The organism is Mesorhizobium sp. B2-3-13, assembly GCF_006442195.1.
Taxonomy (GTDB): Bacteria; Pseudomonadota; Alphaproteobacteria; order Rhizobiales; family Rhizobiaceae; genus Mesorhizobium; species Mesorhizobium salmacidum.
Genome location: NZ_VFVQ01000005.1, coordinates 219,422 through 232,930 on the forward strand (window position 1 = coordinate 219,422; position 13,509 = coordinate 232,930).

A 13,509-nucleotide genomic window follows, 5' to 3' on the forward strand; every position below is an offset into this window, starting at 1 on the left:
GCGCCGCTCCTAACTGCGTTGCGCGGCCCGCTCATCAAGCTGCCGCTGCACCTCGCGCCGCTTGTTGGCGACCGAAGCGATGATCACGCCAACCGTGACGATCGCGATCAGGAGGGTGCAGGCGGCATTGATCTCCGGCGTCACGCCGAGGCGGACCTGGCTGTAGATCTTCATCGGCAGCGTGGTGGCGCCAGGGCCCGAAGCAAAGCTGGCGATGACCAGGTCGTCCAGTGACAGCGTGAAGGCCAGCATCCAGCCGGACACGATCGCCGGCAGAATGACTGGCAGCGTGATCTGGAAGAAGGTCTTCACAGGCGGTGCGCCAAGATCCATGGCGGCTTCTTCCAGCGAGCGATCGAAGCTGACAAGCCGCGACTGCACGACCACCGCGACAAAGCACATTGTGAAGGTGATATGCGCGAGGATCACGGTCGTCATGCCGCGATCCATGCCGATGGCGACAAACAGCAGGAGCAGCGACAGGCCGGTAATGACATCAGGCATGACCAATGGTGCGAAGATCATGCCGGAGAACAGGACCCTGCCCCGGAAGCGTGTGTAGCGGGTCAGCGCCAGGGCCCCCATGGTGCCGAGAACCGTGGCTACCGTCGCTGAAATCAGACCGACGCGGATGGTCACCCACGCGGCGTCCATCAGGCCCTGATTGTGGAACAGCGATACGTACCATTTGGTGGAAAAGCCGCCCCAGACTGTGACGAGCTTGGACTCGTTGAAGGAGAAGACGACGAGCAGCACGATCGGCAGATAGAGAAAGGCAAAACCGAGCGTGATCGAAGTGATGTTGAAGCGGCTCCAGGTGGTGTTCATTTGTCGTGCTCCTGCGCGCGGGCCTGGGCATGCTGGAACAAGACGATCGGTACGATCAGCAGCAACAGCAGGATGACGGCAACGGCCGACGACACCGGCCAGTCACGATTGGCGAAGAACTCGTTCCACAGCGTCTTGCCGATCATCAGCGTCTGCGAGCCGCCGAGCAGGTCGGGGATGACGAATTCGCCGACGGCCGGGATGAACACCAGCAGGCAGCCGGCAATGACGCCGGGCAGCGACAGCGGAAAGGTGATCTTCCAGAAGGCAGCGGTCGGCGGACAGCCGAGATCCTTGGCCGCCTCGATCAGGGAGTAGTCCATCTTTTCCAGCGACGAATAAAGCGGTAGCACCATGAACGGCAGGTAGGAATAGACGATGCCGATGAAGATGGCCGTGTAGGTGTTGAGGATCACCAGCGGCTGATTGATGACGTGCAGCGACAAGAGCAACTGGTTGAGCAGGCCCTCGGGCTTCAGAATACCGATCCAGGCATAGACGCGGATCAGGAACGACGTCCAGAACGGCAGGATGACCAGCATCAGCAATGTCGGGCGGATCGTGGCCGGAGCGCGCGCCATGCCATAGGCGATGGGATAGCCAACCAGCAAGGTCAACCCCGTGGAGATGGCGGCGATGACGACGCTGGTGAGGTAGGCCTTGAAATAGAGTGCGTCCTGCGTCAGCCAGACATAATTGTCGAAGTTGAGGTCGCGAAAGCCGGCGAAGAAACCGGAAACGCCGTCCCTGAAATCGAGCACCGGCGTATAGGGCGGCATGGCGATAGCCGTCTGCGACAGCGAGATCTTGAAGACGATGACGAAGGGGACGAGAAAAAAGAACAGCAGCCAGAGATAGGGAACGATGATGACGAGCCGGCTGACGAAGCCGGCACCCAAACGCGTCAGGAACGGATTGGCGGCAGTCGATGGCGCAGCGGCATCGGCGACGGCGGTATTGGACATGCCCGCCCCTACCGTGCCAGCACGACGCCGGCGTCGGGCCGGAAGGACACCCAGGCACGGTCGTTCCAGGTCAGCGGATCCTCGGTCACACGAGCCGCGTTCAGGGCGCTTGCCCGCACGATCTGCCCGTCATCCAGCCTGACGTGGTAGACGGTCATGTCGCCGAGATAGGCGATGTCGTAAACCTCGCCCTCCAGCGCGTTGACGGCATCGGCCGGCTTCTTCGACGAAACCCTGATCTTTTCCGGCCTGATGGCGAAGATGATGTCGGCGCCTGTTGCGGCGGCGCCATTCTCGACGACGATCTGGGCTCCGGTCGCGCCGGTGATGCGTGTTGTCTTGTCGGTGCGATCGGCAACCTTGCCCTCGAACATATTCACGTTGCCGACGAAATGAGCGACGAAGCGCGACGTCGGAGCCTCGTAAACCTCCGCCGGTGTCGCAACCTGCATGACCTCGCCCTTGTCCATGATGGCGATGCGATCGGCCATCGTCATCGCCTCTTCCTGGTCATGGGTGACGACGACGAAGGTGAGACCAAGCTCCTGCTGCAGATCCATCAGTTCGAACTGGGTTTCCTCGCGCAGTTTCTTGTCGAGCGCGCCGAGCGGCTCGTCGAGCAGCAGCACCTTCGGTCGCTTGGCGACCGAGCGGGCAAGCGCGACGCGCTGGCGCTGGCCGCCGGAGAGCTGGTGCGGCTTGCGCTTGGCGAACTGCTCGAGCTTGACCAGCTTCAGCATGTCGGCGACGCGCTTTTCGATATCGGGCTTCGGCATGCCTTCCTGCTTGAGGCCGAAGGCGATGTTGTTCTCGACCGTCATATGCGGGAACAGGGCATAGGACTGGAACATCATGTTGACCGGCCGGCGATAGGGCGGAATGCCGCGCAGATCCTGACCATCGAGCAGGATGCGACCGGCTGTCGGTTCCTCGAAGCCGGCAAGCATCCTGAGCAGCGTCGACTTTCCGCAACCCGAGGCGCCGAGCAGCGCGAAGAATTCACGCTCGAAAATGGTCAGCGACAGATTGTTGACAGCGGTGAAGTCACCGAACCTCTTGGTGACGCCGTCGAACTGAATATATGGCTTGGCCTTCGGGTCGTTCCATGGCGCGAAGTCCCTGCGGATGCTGCCAAGCGATTTCATATCCCCACTCCGTACTTTTTATTCCTCAAAAGAAATCGACCCCGGCAGTTGGCTGCCGGGGTCGCGTCGGATTGCCTACTGGCCGGTGACGATCTTGGTCCAGCTACGCGTGATGATGCGCTGCGTCTTGGGATCGTAAGGCTGGACGGTATAGAGCTTCTGCAAGGTCGCGGCGTCCGGATAGACCGAGGGATCGTCGAGCAGCGCCTTGTCGACGAACTGCTGCGATGCCTTGTTGCCGTTGGCATAAAGGACATAGTTCGACGATTTCGCGATCACTTCCGGCGTCATCATGTAGTTGATGAATTCAAGCGCCTCGGCGACATGCGGCGCATCGGCGGGGATCGCCATCTGATCGAACCACATCTGGGCGCCTTCCTTCGGCACGGAATAGCCGATTTCCACGCCTTGCTTGGCTTCAACCGCGCGGTTGCGAGCCTGGAACACGTCACCCGACCAGCCCACCGCCAGGCAGATGTCGCCATTGGCAAGTGCGTTGATGTATTCGGACGAGTGGAACTTCCTGATATAGGGACGGATCTTGAGAAGAGCTTCCTCGGCCTTGGCAATGTCGTCAGGCGAGGTGCTGTTGGGGTCCAGACCGAGATATTTCAGCGCCGCCGGCAGGATGTCGGAGGGAGAATCCAGCACATAGACGCCGCAATCCTTCAATTTGGCCAGGCTGTCCGGATTGAAGAAAGCATCCCAGCTGTCGATCTTGTCGGTGCCGAGCGCTGCCTGCACTTTCTTGGTGTTGTAACCGATGCCGACCGTGCCCCACATGTAATTGACCGAGTATTCGTTACCGGGGTCGTATTTGGCGGTGCGCTCCGTAACTGTATCCCACATGTTGGCGAGGTTCGGCAGCTTCGACTTGTCGAGCTTCTGAAACACACCGGCCTGGATCTGGCGAGCCAGGAAATTGCCGCTCGGCACGACGACGTCGTAGCCGCTGCCGCCGGCGAGCAGTTTGGTTTCGAGGATTTCGTTGGAATCGAAGGTATCGTAAACGACCTTGATACCGGTCTTCTTGGTGAAATCGTCGATGATCGAACTGTCGATATAATCCGACCAGTTGAAGACGTTGACGACGCGGTCCGCGGCGTGACCGGCGGGCGTCAAAAGCGCCAGAAATGCCGAGGTTGCCGAAAGCCAGAGCGCTTTGCGGATCATGCTATTCTCCTTTGGTGAGTGTTCCATTGCCGGCGCGTCGCGACATGCCGCGCTGCCGGGCATTTTGCTTCAGACTATTGAGCTTTCCAGAGGCCGACAAGCGCCATCCGGCACGCCGCCTGCGGCAACCCGGTCGTTCGGGGCGGGAAGGAATTGCGGTGCCGTCAGAAGCTTTCGCCGCCGCGCGGAGAGAGATACAAGAATGTGGTCCGGTCTCGATCGAGCCGCCGGGGAGACTTGGCAAGATAAGCCTGTCTTGTTGTTGCCGTAGTCCCAGCCTGCCCGGGCGGCAGCGACATTGTCAATGGGCAAAGCTTCGGCCGGCATCAATTAGGCGAAGGCACTCCGGTGACCCCAGCCCGCTGCGGCCGCGCCTGGCGCTTGAATTCCAGCCCAATATGGACAAGCAGCGCCGTGACCACCACCGCGCCGCCGATCATGGTGCGCCCGGACGGCACCTCGGAATGGATGAGCCAGACCCATATCGGCCCCAGGATCGGCTCGAACGTGCCGAGCAGTGCCGCGATCGCCGCCGGGATCAGGCGCGCGCCGGTGGCGAAGAAAGCAAGGCCAAGGCCGAGATTGACCATGCCGAAGACGAAGAGAAAGCACATGTCACCGGCCGACACCATGAAGGTCGAGGCTTGCGAGGCAGCCAAGCCCGCCGCCAGGATCGTGCCGAGACAGGTCGCCGGCGTCATGCGCACGCTGGAGAAGCGCCGGGTGATGACGGTGGCGATCGAGAACATGAACGCGATCAGCAACGCAAGTCCATCGCCTATGGGCGAGACGGCACCATCCAGTGATTCCGACACCATGATGGCTACGCCGGCGATAACGGCGGCAATGGCCATCCAGGTCGCGACGGTTACTCTTTCGCGAAACAGTGCCCAGGCAAACAAGGCCGCCAGGAGCGGCACGCCGGCCTGCATCAAGAGGATGTTGGCGACGGTGGTATAGGCAAGCGCCACGACGAACGAGGTCGAGGCAATGGCGAAGCAGAATCCCACAGCAATGCCTGGCAAGCCCATGTCCCGGAATGACTTCACCATGCCGCGCCAGCCGTCACGCCAGACCATGAAGCAGAGCAGGAAGGCGGCGGCCCAAACGGAACGCCAGAAAATAACCGTCCAGCTGTCACCGGCGCTGATGAAGCGAGCGATGGTGCCGCCGAAACTCCACATCAGCGCCGACAGGAAGACCAGAAGCATGCCGACGCGTTCGTCGCGCGGCGAGACTGTCGAGGTAGCAAGGCCGGTCGATGCAACAAGGGTCGGAGATGATGCTGTGTCTGTCATGGCGCGACTGTCGAGCTTTTGTGGACGGGACGATGCGCAAGGGACGACAAAAAACTACTCTGTTCACGTAACGCAAAGACTTAAGCCGCGGGTGATCCAGAGACCGGCGACGATTGTGGCACCTTTGCCGCAGCGTTACTGAAAATCGAACGCACTCAGGCCGGTCACCATCTCGTCGAGGCCGAGGGGTCGCGTCACCGGCGGCTCGGCGCGCGCCAGGCAGCCGACGCGCTCGCAAAGCCGGCAGGCCGGGCCGACAGGCGTCGCCGCGATGGTGCCTGCCCCCACCTTCGCGCCGACTGCCGCGCCAGGCAGCACCGCGCCATAGACGATGTCGTCGCGAAAGCCGATGTCGCAGCCGAGTAGCAGTGCCGTGCGGCGCGGGCGTTCGGAGAATGCGCCTTGCGGCCCCTCCAGCGTGCGAGCGATGCACAGGAACTCGGCGCCATCAGGCATTTCCACCGCCTCGACGAAGACCTGACCGGGCTGGGTGAAGGCGACATGCACGGGAAGCTTCGGACAGCCGCCGCCAAAGCGGCTTTGCGGAAAGCCCTGGCTGCCGGCCTTGCGAAAGCGGTTTCCTGCATTGTCGACCTCGAGCATGAAGAAGGGCACGCCAGAAACACCTGGCCGCTGCAGCATGATCAGCCGGTTTGCCGCCTGCTCGAAAGAGACGCCAAAGCGCGAGCGCAGGACTTCGATGTCGTAGCGTGAGCGAACGGCCGCCGCGTGAAAAGGCTGATAGGGCATCATCAGAGCGTGGGCGGCATAGCGGCCGAGTTCGAAGCGGGCAAGGCGGCGCGCCTCGTCCGTGGCCAGCCTCAGCGCCTGGATCTCGCCGGCGATCGCGACGGTCATGCGGATCAGGCAGGCCTCCATCGCGACTTCACGCAACTGGTCGAATGGTGACAGGCGCTCGGACAGGAATAGGCGCTGCGAGTGGCGGTCGTAGCGGCGGCGCCAGTTCGGCATGGTGGCGACCGGCAGAACCTTGACCACAATGCCATATTCGCGCTTCAGCCATGCCTTCAATGCGCCAAAGAGGTCGTCGCCGGGATCAAGCACCGACGTGAACGCCTCGGCCTCTTCTTCGAGCGAGGAAAAATGGTTCGGCCGCCGCTCGAAAATCTCGCGCACCTCGTCGATCGGCAGGCGGGCGCCGGAGAGCGCTGTCGTCCGACCCTCGCGCGCCAGAAGCTCGTTGATGTCGGACAGCCGCTCGGCCTGCTCGCGATAGGCGCGGAACAGTTTTATCACCCCGGCGGAGGCATTGGGTGCCGCCTCGGCAAGCTCGATCAGTTCCTGATCTCCCGGCAGTTCGCCAACCAGCAGCGGATCGGTGAACACCTCCTTCAGGGCAGCGACCGATCCCCTTGCCTCGCCCTGAAGGTCGTGCGGATCGACCTTGTAGACGGAGGCCAGCTTCAGGATCAGCTGCACAGTCAGCGGCCGCTGGTTGCGCTCGATCAGGTTGAGATAGGACGGCGAGATGCCGAGCCCCTCGGCCATTGCCGTCTGGGTCAGGCCCTTGGAGTTGCGGATGCGGCGAATGCGCGGCCCGGCGAAAATCTTCTGATCAGCCATCGACTATCCTTGACAGGATTTACATGACATCAGCCCGCGATCCCAGCCTGCTTGTCTTTACAGGATTGACAAATTTACAGTGCCTTCCTGTCAAACACAACACAGATTTTCCCTTATGTCCGGCGGGGTTTCCTGATTTTTGTGGCTCATTTTGCATCGCAATGTAAATTCAGTCACATAGAAGTGCCCCCGACAACTGGCGCGCGGACGTCGTGCAGAAACCCTTCGGAGCGACCAATGACTGATTTTTACAACCTCGTCCCCTCGGCGCCTGAAGGCCGCTTCAACGGCATTGAACGTCCCTATTCGCCGGAGGATGTGAAGCGGCTGCGAGGTTCGGTGCAGATCAGGCAGAGCCTTGCCGAAATGGGTGCCAACCGGCTGTGGAAGCTCATCCACGAGGAGGACTTCGTCAACGCATTGGGCGCCATGTCCGGCAACCAGGCGATGCAGCAGGTGCGCGCCGGGCTGAAGGCGATCTATCTGTCGGGCTGGCAGGTTGCCGCCGACGCGAACACCGCCTCGGCGATGTATCCGGACCAGTCGCTCTATCCGGCCAATGCGGCGCCCGAACTGGTCAAGCGCATCAACCGCACGCTGCAGCGCGCCGACCAGATCGAGACCTCCGAAGGCAACGGGCTTTCGGTCGAGACCTGGTTCGCCCCGATCGTCGCCGACGCGGAAGCCGGCTTCGGCGGCCCGCTCAACGCCTTCGAGATCATGAAGGCGTTCATCGAGGCGGGTGCCGCCGGCGTCCACTATGAGGACCAACTGGCGTCGGAGAAGAAGTGCGGCCATCTCGGCGGCAAGGTGCTGATCCCGACCGCGGCGCATATCCGCAACCTCAACGCCGCGCGACTCGCGGCCGACGTGATGGCCACGCCCACCCTGGTCGTGGCGCGCACCGACGCCGAAGCGGCAAAGCTGCTCACCTCCGATATCGATGAGCGCGACCAGCCCTTTGTCGACTATGATGCCGGCCGTACGGTGGAAGGCTTCTACCAGGTCAGGAACGGCATCGAGCCTTGTATCGCACGGGCCGTTGCCTATGCGCCCCACGCCGACCTGATCTGGTGCGAGACCTCGAAGCCCGACCTGGCGCAGGCCAAGAAATTCGCGGAGGGGGTGCGCAGGCACCATCCAGGCAAGCTGCTCGCCTATAATTGCTCGCCGTCGTTCAACTGGAAGAAGAACCTCGATGACGCGACGATCGCCAAGTTCCAGCGGGAACTGGGTGCCATGGGTTACAAGTTCCAGTTCATTACGCTGGCCGGCTTCCACCAGCTCAACTACGGCATGTTCGAACTCGCCCGCGGCTACAAGGCGCGGCAGATGTCGGCCTATTCCGAGTTGCAGGAAGCGGAATTCGCGGCGGAGGCCAATGGCTATACCGCGACCAAGCACCAGCGTGAGGTCGGCACCGGCTATTTCGATGCCGTCTCGATGGCGATCACCGGGGGCCGGTCATCGACCACCGCCATGCATGAGTCGACCGAGCACGCGCAGTTCAAGCCGGCGGCGGAGTGAGTTCGCCAAAAAAGACGACCAACAGAGGAAACGCCCGAGAGGGCAAGGACATAGGAGACGACCAATGGCATCGATAAGCCGCGTCAAGGAACGGGCAGAAGAGCAATCGACCACGATGAGCGTCGACCAGCAGGCGACGATCCGCATGCTGGCCAACGATCTGCACAGGCTCAACCAGTCGGTGATGAAGGCGGTGGAGGCGGGCGTCTCGGTGGAGCTCGTGCGCTCCGCAAGGCATCATGGCGGTGACGGCAATTGGGGTGACCTTTTGATCCCGGTCATCGTCACGCAACAGAGCCATGGCTGATCCGAAATCGTCTAGGCGGCCTTTCACCTGCGCAATGAATGCGCAGGTGAATTTTATTTTTACGCAACCAAGCCATGGACAGAGCAGTACAGTACTGTTGCTTTGAATCCACTGTTGTGGAGGACGCCTCCAGGTTCTTTTATTTCAACTTGACAAGGGTGCGATCTCACGCCAATTGTCGCCCAGATTTCAACTCTGCATTGAAATGGGGGCGAACTTCTTGGCCGACTTGGGTGCCCAGTGAACCGCGAGAGCGAGACCGCAAAACATGTGAATCTGGGGACCCGGGATTCAAGCACCAACACGATCCGCGATCTCTCGCGGGTGCTTGTTGTCGGGAAATCGCCGATCAACCGGGTCGTCGTATCGAAAATCGTCGAACGGTCCGGGCTCAGACCAATCTCGGAACCGCCTGATATCGCAGCGAAAACCTTGCGGACGCTGGTGCCGGGAGCGATCGTCCTCGATGGTGGCCCCGACAACAAGGACTGCGACAATCTGATGCCCGGCATCGAAATGTTGCGCCGGACTTCGGGCAAATCGCTTCCTCCCGTGATCCTGCTTTCAACCAAGAATGGCACGCCGGAGAGCCTTGGCCTGGCGAAAGTCGTCGACGTGGTGGTGGCAAAGCCGATCACGCCCGAACGGCTGCAACCGGTGATCGATCGCCTGATCAACCGCTGAGACAATTCCGGGACAGTGGTGCCGCGGTTTTCCGCCCGGATTTATTCAAAAACCAAATAATCGCAGTCGCGATCAGCTTGGCTTCGCGATGCTTTCTATCAGTTCCGGCAATTGACCAAGATCCGATATCTGGCGGAAACGCGGCTCTGCGACTGGCGCCTCGACATGTTCGAGCACCCAGGTCAGTTCGTGCGGGACATGGACACCCCAGCCGCCGGCCTCGATGGCGGGCACCACGTCCGACTTCAGCGAATTGCCGACCATCATGCTCCTCGCCGGGCCGTCGCCATGGCGGTTGAAGAGGCGCGCATAGGTCGCGGCCGTCTTGTCGCTGACGATCTCGACGGCATCGAACAGATCGCCCAGCCCGGAGCCGGCCAGCTTGCGCTCCTGATCGAACAAATCGCCCTTGGTGATCAGCACCAGGCGGAAGGTGCCGGCGAGTTTCTCGACCGTCTCGCGCGCATAGGGCAAGGGCTCGATCGGATGGCCCAGCATCTCGCGACCGGCGTCGAGAATCTCCGATATGACCGAGGCCGGCACGCGCCCGTCGGTGACCTCGATCGCCGTTTCGATCATCGAGAGCGTAAATCCCTTAATGCCGAAACCATAGATCGCAAGATTGCGCCTCTCGGCCTCCAGCAGTCGCGCCGAGATCTGCTTCTCCTCGCCATGATCGGCCAGCATGGCGGCAAAGCGCTTCTCCGTCATGCGGAAGAATTGTTCGTTTTGCCAAAGCGTGTCGTCGGCATCGAAGCCGATCGTGGTCAGTTCGCTGCTGGTTCGCATCACCGGCTTCTCGAATGCGGGAAGACACCAAACCTAAGCCGAGCGGCGGGCGGTTTTCAACCTGCAACGGAAAATGCCGGCGGTGGCTCCCTTCCCTTCCATCGCGCGGCACGGCTATACTCCGAAATCCGCAACTCAATCTGGTGAATGATGCCGCCTGCAAAAAAGGAAGTCCGTCCGTCGAGCCGCGGAGGACGGGCGCGCACGCCTGCCTTTGTGAAAAACCTGCGTGGTGTGAAGAACTGGAAGGAAGTCAGCGATTGGCTGGAATGGCGCGGCATCGAGGATATCGAATGCATCACACCCGATCAGGCCGGCGTGGCGCGCGGCAAGATGATGCCGTCGAAGAAATTCACCTCCAACACTTCGCTGGCGCTGCCTTCGGCCGTCTTCATGACGACGATTTCCGGTGGCTATCCAGAGGACGGCAACGGCTTCCACTACCCTGAAGACGACGGCGACCTCAAGCTGATGCCGGACCTATCGACATTGACCGTGGTGCCTTGGGAAGAAGACCCGACGGCCGCCGTGATCTGCGACCTCGTCCACCAGGACGGCCGCTCGGTCGAGTTCACGCCGCGCAATGTGCTGAAGCGCGTCCTTGCAGCCTATGACAGGCTTGGGCTGAAGCCGGTCGTGGCGCCCGAGATCGAGTTCTACCTCGTGCGCAAGAATCCGGACCCGGACTATCCGTTGACCCCGCCCGTCGGCCGCTCGGGCCGCGCGATCGGCGGCGGCGCCGGCTATTCTATCGCCGGCGTCAACGAGTTCGACGAACTGATCGACGACATCTACCATTTCTCCGAAAGCCAGGGGCTGGAGATCGACACGCTCATCCACGAAGAGGGCGCCGGCCAGCTCGAGATCAATCTGCGCCATGGCGACCCGATCGAACTTGCCGACCAGGTGTTCATGTTCAAGCGCACCATCCGTGAGGCGGCACTCAAGCACGAGATCTACGCGACCTTCATGGCCAAGCCGATCCAGGGCCAACCGGGCTCCGCCATGCACATCCATCAGTCGATCGTCGACAAGAAGACGGGCAGGAACATCTTTTCGGCCGAGGATGGTTCCGAAACCGAGGATTTCTTCCATTTCATCGGCGGCATGCAGAAGCACGTGCCGAACGCGTTGGTGATGTTCGCGCCCTACGTCAACTCCTACCGGCGGCTGACGCAGGCGGCGTCGGCTCCCGTCAACAACAAATGGGGCTACGACAACCGCACCACGGCGTTCCGGGTGCCGCGCTCCGACCCTGCGGCGCGGCGCGTCGAGAACCGCATTCCGTCCTCCGACGCCAATCCCTACCTGGCGCTGGCAGCCTCGCTCGCCTGCGGGCTGATCGGCATCACCAGGAAGGTCAAGGCCGAGCCGCCCGTGCTGACAACCGCCAACGCGGACGAGATAGACCTGCCGCGCAGCCTGCTCGAAGCCGTGGACCTGTTCGAAGGCGACGAGGAACTCTGCGCGTTGCTGGGCAAGTCCTTCGCCGCCACCTATGCCGCGATCAAGCGCGCGGAATTCGAGACGTTCATGGAAGTGATCAGTCCGTGGGAGCGGGAATATCTGCTGCTCAACGTCTGAAGAGGCGAATAGCGAATAGAAACAATATCGGTTTTTTTCTTATTCGCTACTTCTCTTCTATTCCTTCCAAACTCCCTCGAGTCTTCGCCACATCATGCCTTATCAATCCCCAATCTCCCCTGGCCGATCCTGGTATGAGGACACGGCTGGGCAACGGCCTGAATATCCGGCGCTCGACGGCGACCGGATCTGCGATGTCGTCATCATCGGCGGCGGGTTCACTGGCCTGTCTGCAGCGGTTTATCTGGCCAAGGCTGGAGCGGACGTGGTGCTGATCGAGGCGCATCGCTTCGGCGATGGCGCTTCGGGACGCAATGGCGGCCAGCTTGGCACCGGCCAGCGCGCCTGGGCCGAGGATCTGGAGGCCGAATATGGCCTTTCCCGCGCCAAGGCGCTGTTCGACCTTGCCGAAGAGGCCAAAGCCCACCTGCTTGACTTCGCGGCCATCCACCAGATCGATATCGACTACATGCCGGGCCAGCTTTCGGTTGCGCACAAGCCGCGCTATGTCGACGACTACAAGGCCCATGCCGAGATCATGGCCGGCCGTTTCTCCTACCCGCATATCTCCTTCATGGATGCGAAGGAGACGGCGGAGCGGCTGGGCTCGAGCGCTTATTTCGGCGGCACGCGCGACACCGGCACCGGCCATATCCATCCGATGAAGCTGGTGATCGGCACCGCGCGGGTGGCGGCACAAGCCGGCGCGCACCTGTTCGAAGGAACGCCATCGACCGGCATCATATCCGCGGGGGGCAAGGTCAGGGTTTCCACGCCGAGAGGGACGATCTCGGCTCAGAAATGCCTGATCGCGGTCAATGCCTATGGCGGAACGCTCGAGCCGGTGAGTGCCGCGCACATCATGCCGATCGGATCCTTCATCGGCGCGACAATGCCGCTGGGGTCGGAATCGAAAGTGTTGCCGGGGGGCGAATCGGTCGATGATTCCCGTTTCGTCGTGCGCTATTTCCGCAAATCCAGGGATGGCCGGCTGTTGTTCGGCGGACGCGAGATCTATGGCGTCAACGATCCGAAGGATATCCACATCCATATTCGCCGGCAGATCGCGGAACTCTATCCGGCGCTGAGCGATGTCGAGATCACCCACGGCTGGGGCGGTTATGTTGGGATCACGGTGCCAAGAAAGCCGTTCGTGCGTGAAGTGATGCCGAATGTGATCTCGGCCGGCGGCTATTCGGGTCACGGCGTCATGCTGTCCAACTTCTTCGGCAAACTCTATGCCGAAACCGTCACCGGCAACCGCGACCGGCTGAAGCTGATCGAGGAATTGAAAATTTCGCCATTTCCTGGCGGTCGCCGGTTTCGGGCGCCGCTGCTTTTCCTCGCGCTCAACTGGTTTGCGCTGCGGGACAGGATCTAATGCGTCGTGCAAAAGTGATTTGCCTGGGAAGAACGACGCGCATCAAAACAAGATCTAAAAACGCGTTGTATAAGTCCGTTTCCACGCGACGTGCTTTAGGCAGGATTGGATGGTCCTTATCCCATGCGATCACGATCTCATGTAATATTGTAATATCCATGTAACATTTGTTGCCCGGGCGACACATTGCGGAATTGCCGGCGAAGGCGCAGAATCCTTGATAATGGCGTACTGATGCCACAAT

General features: G+C 61.3%; 12 protein-coding genes. 5 read left to right on the plus strand and 7 right to left on the minus strand.

Annotation, left to right across the window (positions count from 1 at the left end; genetic code table 11):
- Positions 1 to 9: 9 nt before the first annotated feature.
- From FJ941_RS08450 to FJ941_RS08475, 6 genes are all read right to left on the minus strand, one after another.
- A complete protein-coding gene (locus tag FJ941_RS08450; RefSeq protein ID WP_140504686.1) occupies positions 10 to 828 on the minus strand; it encodes an ABC transporter permease subunit in 819 nt (272 codons plus the stop codon).
- Positions 825 to 1,793: an ABC transporter permease subunit gene (locus tag FJ941_RS08455; protein ID WP_140504688.1), complete on the minus strand. Its 969-nt coding sequence runs from the start codon at positions 1,791 to 1,793 to the stop codon at positions 825 to 827. The genes FJ941_RS08450 and FJ941_RS08455 overlap by 4 nt, the downstream gene beginning before the upstream one ends.
- An 8-nt stretch (positions 1,794 to 1,801) precedes the next feature.
- Positions 1,802 to 2,938, minus strand: a complete 1,137-nt coding sequence (locus tag FJ941_RS08460) for an ABC transporter ATP-binding protein (protein WP_140504690.1) — start codon at positions 2,936 to 2,938, stop codon at positions 1,802 to 1,804.
- A gap of 75 nt (positions 2,939 to 3,013) precedes the next feature.
- On the minus strand, positions 3,014 to 4,111 hold the full coding sequence (locus FJ941_RS08465) for a polyamine ABC transporter substrate-binding protein (RefSeq protein ID WP_140504691.1): 1,098 nt from the start codon (positions 4,109 to 4,111) through the stop codon (positions 3,014 to 3,016).
- A 326-nt stretch (positions 4,112 to 4,437) separates the two neighbouring features.
- Positions 4,438 to 5,409 (minus strand): DMT family transporter, encoded by a 972-nt coding sequence (locus FJ941_RS08470; RefSeq protein ID WP_140504693.1) that lies wholly within the window; start codon positions 5,407 to 5,409, stop codon positions 4,438 to 4,440.
- A 135-nt stretch (positions 5,410 to 5,544) separates the two neighbouring features.
- Positions 5,545 to 6,993 carry an XRE family transcriptional regulator gene (locus tag FJ941_RS08475; RefSeq protein WP_140504695.1) on the minus strand — a complete coding sequence of 483 codons (1,449 nt, stop codon included), beginning with the start codon at positions 6,991 to 6,993 and terminating at the stop codon, positions 5,545 to 5,547.
- Positions 6,994 to 7,230: 237 nt separating this feature from the next.
- Here FJ941_RS08475 and aceA point away from each other — a divergent pair, with 237 nt between their 5' ends.
- The 3 genes from aceA (at position 7,231) to FJ941_RS08490 (ending at position 9,511) form a co-directional block, all read left to right on the plus strand.
- The gene (gene aceA, locus FJ941_RS08480; RefSeq protein WP_140504696.1) at positions 7,231 to 8,520 is read left to right on the plus strand and encodes an isocitrate lyase; all 1,290 of its coding nucleotides are present in this window, start codon (positions 7,231 to 7,233) and stop codon (positions 8,518 to 8,520) included.
- A 64-nt stretch (positions 8,521 to 8,584) separates the two neighbouring features.
- On the plus strand, positions 8,585 to 8,827 hold the full coding sequence (locus FJ941_RS08485; RefSeq protein WP_006202762.1) for a hypothetical protein: 243 nt from the start codon (positions 8,585 to 8,587) through the stop codon (positions 8,825 to 8,827).
- A gap of 270 nt (positions 8,828 to 9,097) precedes the next feature.
- Complete coding sequence (locus FJ941_RS08490) at positions 9,098 to 9,511, plus strand: response regulator (protein WP_246672679.1); 414 nt, start codon at positions 9,098 to 9,100, stop codon at positions 9,509 to 9,511.
- Positions 9,512 to 9,583: 72 nt separating this feature from the next.
- Here the strand turns inward: FJ941_RS08490 and FJ941_RS08495 are convergent, their stop codons facing one another.
- Complete coding sequence (locus FJ941_RS08495; RefSeq protein WP_140504700.1) at positions 9,584 to 10,300, minus strand: HAD family hydrolase; 717 nt, start codon at positions 10,298 to 10,300, stop codon at positions 9,584 to 9,586.
- A 147-nt stretch (positions 10,301 to 10,447) separates the two neighbouring features.
- Here FJ941_RS08495 and FJ941_RS08500 point away from each other — a divergent pair, with 147 nt between their 5' ends.
- Both FJ941_RS08500 and FJ941_RS08505 read left to right on the plus strand, forming a co-directional pair.
- Entirely contained in the window at positions 10,448 to 11,884 is a 1,437-nt protein-coding gene (locus tag FJ941_RS08500) for a glutamine synthetase family protein (protein ID WP_181166661.1), read from the plus strand.
- Positions 11,885 to 11,978: 94 nt separating this feature from the next.
- The gene (locus FJ941_RS08505; protein WP_140504703.1) at positions 11,979 to 13,265 is read left to right on the plus strand and encodes an FAD-binding oxidoreductase; all 1,287 of its coding nucleotides are present in this window, start codon (positions 11,979 to 11,981) and stop codon (positions 13,263 to 13,265) included.
- Positions 13,266 to 13,509 lie beyond the last annotated feature (244 nt).

Bases quoted from the DNA above. Each gene is read 5' to 3' on its own strand.
- FJ941_RS08465 (WP_140504691.1), bottom strand. From the start codon at position 4,111: ATGATCCGCAAAGCGCTCTGGCTTTCGGCAACCTCGGCATTTCTGGCG.
- FJ941_RS08460 (WP_140504690.1), bottom strand. From the start codon at position 2,938: ATGAAATCGCTTGGCAGCATCCGCAGGGACTTCGCGCCATGGAACGAC.
- FJ941_RS08485 (WP_006202762.1), top strand. From the start codon at position 8,585: ATGGCATCGATAAGCCGCGTCAAGGAACGGGCAGAAGAGCAATCGACC.
- FJ941_RS08450 (WP_140504686.1), bottom strand. From the start codon at position 828: ATGAACACCACCTGGAGCCGCTTCAACATCACTTCGATCACGCTCGGT.
- FJ941_RS08505 (WP_140504703.1), top strand. From the start codon at position 11,979: ATGCCTTATCAATCCCCAATCTCCCCTGGCCGATCCTGGTATGAGGAC.
- FJ941_RS08475 (WP_140504695.1), bottom strand. From the start codon at position 6,993: ATGGCTGATCAGAAGATTTTCGCCGGGCCGCGCATTCGCCGCATCCGC.
- FJ941_RS08495 (WP_140504700.1), bottom strand. From the start codon at position 10,300: ATGCGAACCAGCAGCGAACTGACCACGATCGGCTTCGATGCCGACGAC.
- FJ941_RS08470 (WP_140504693.1), bottom strand. From the start codon at position 5,409: ATGACAGACACAGCATCATCTCCGACCCTTGTTGCATCGACCGGCCTT.
- FJ941_RS08455 (WP_140504688.1), bottom strand. From the start codon at position 1,793: ATGTCCAATACCGCCGTCGCCGATGCCGCTGCGCCATCGACTGCCGCC.
- FJ941_RS08500 (WP_181166661.1), top strand. From the start codon at position 10,448: ATGATGCCGCCTGCAAAAAAGGAAGTCCGTCCGTCGAGCCGCGGAGGA.
- aceA (WP_140504696.1), top strand. From the start codon at position 7,231: ATGACTGATTTTTACAACCTCGTCCCCTCGGCGCCTGAAGGCCGCTTC.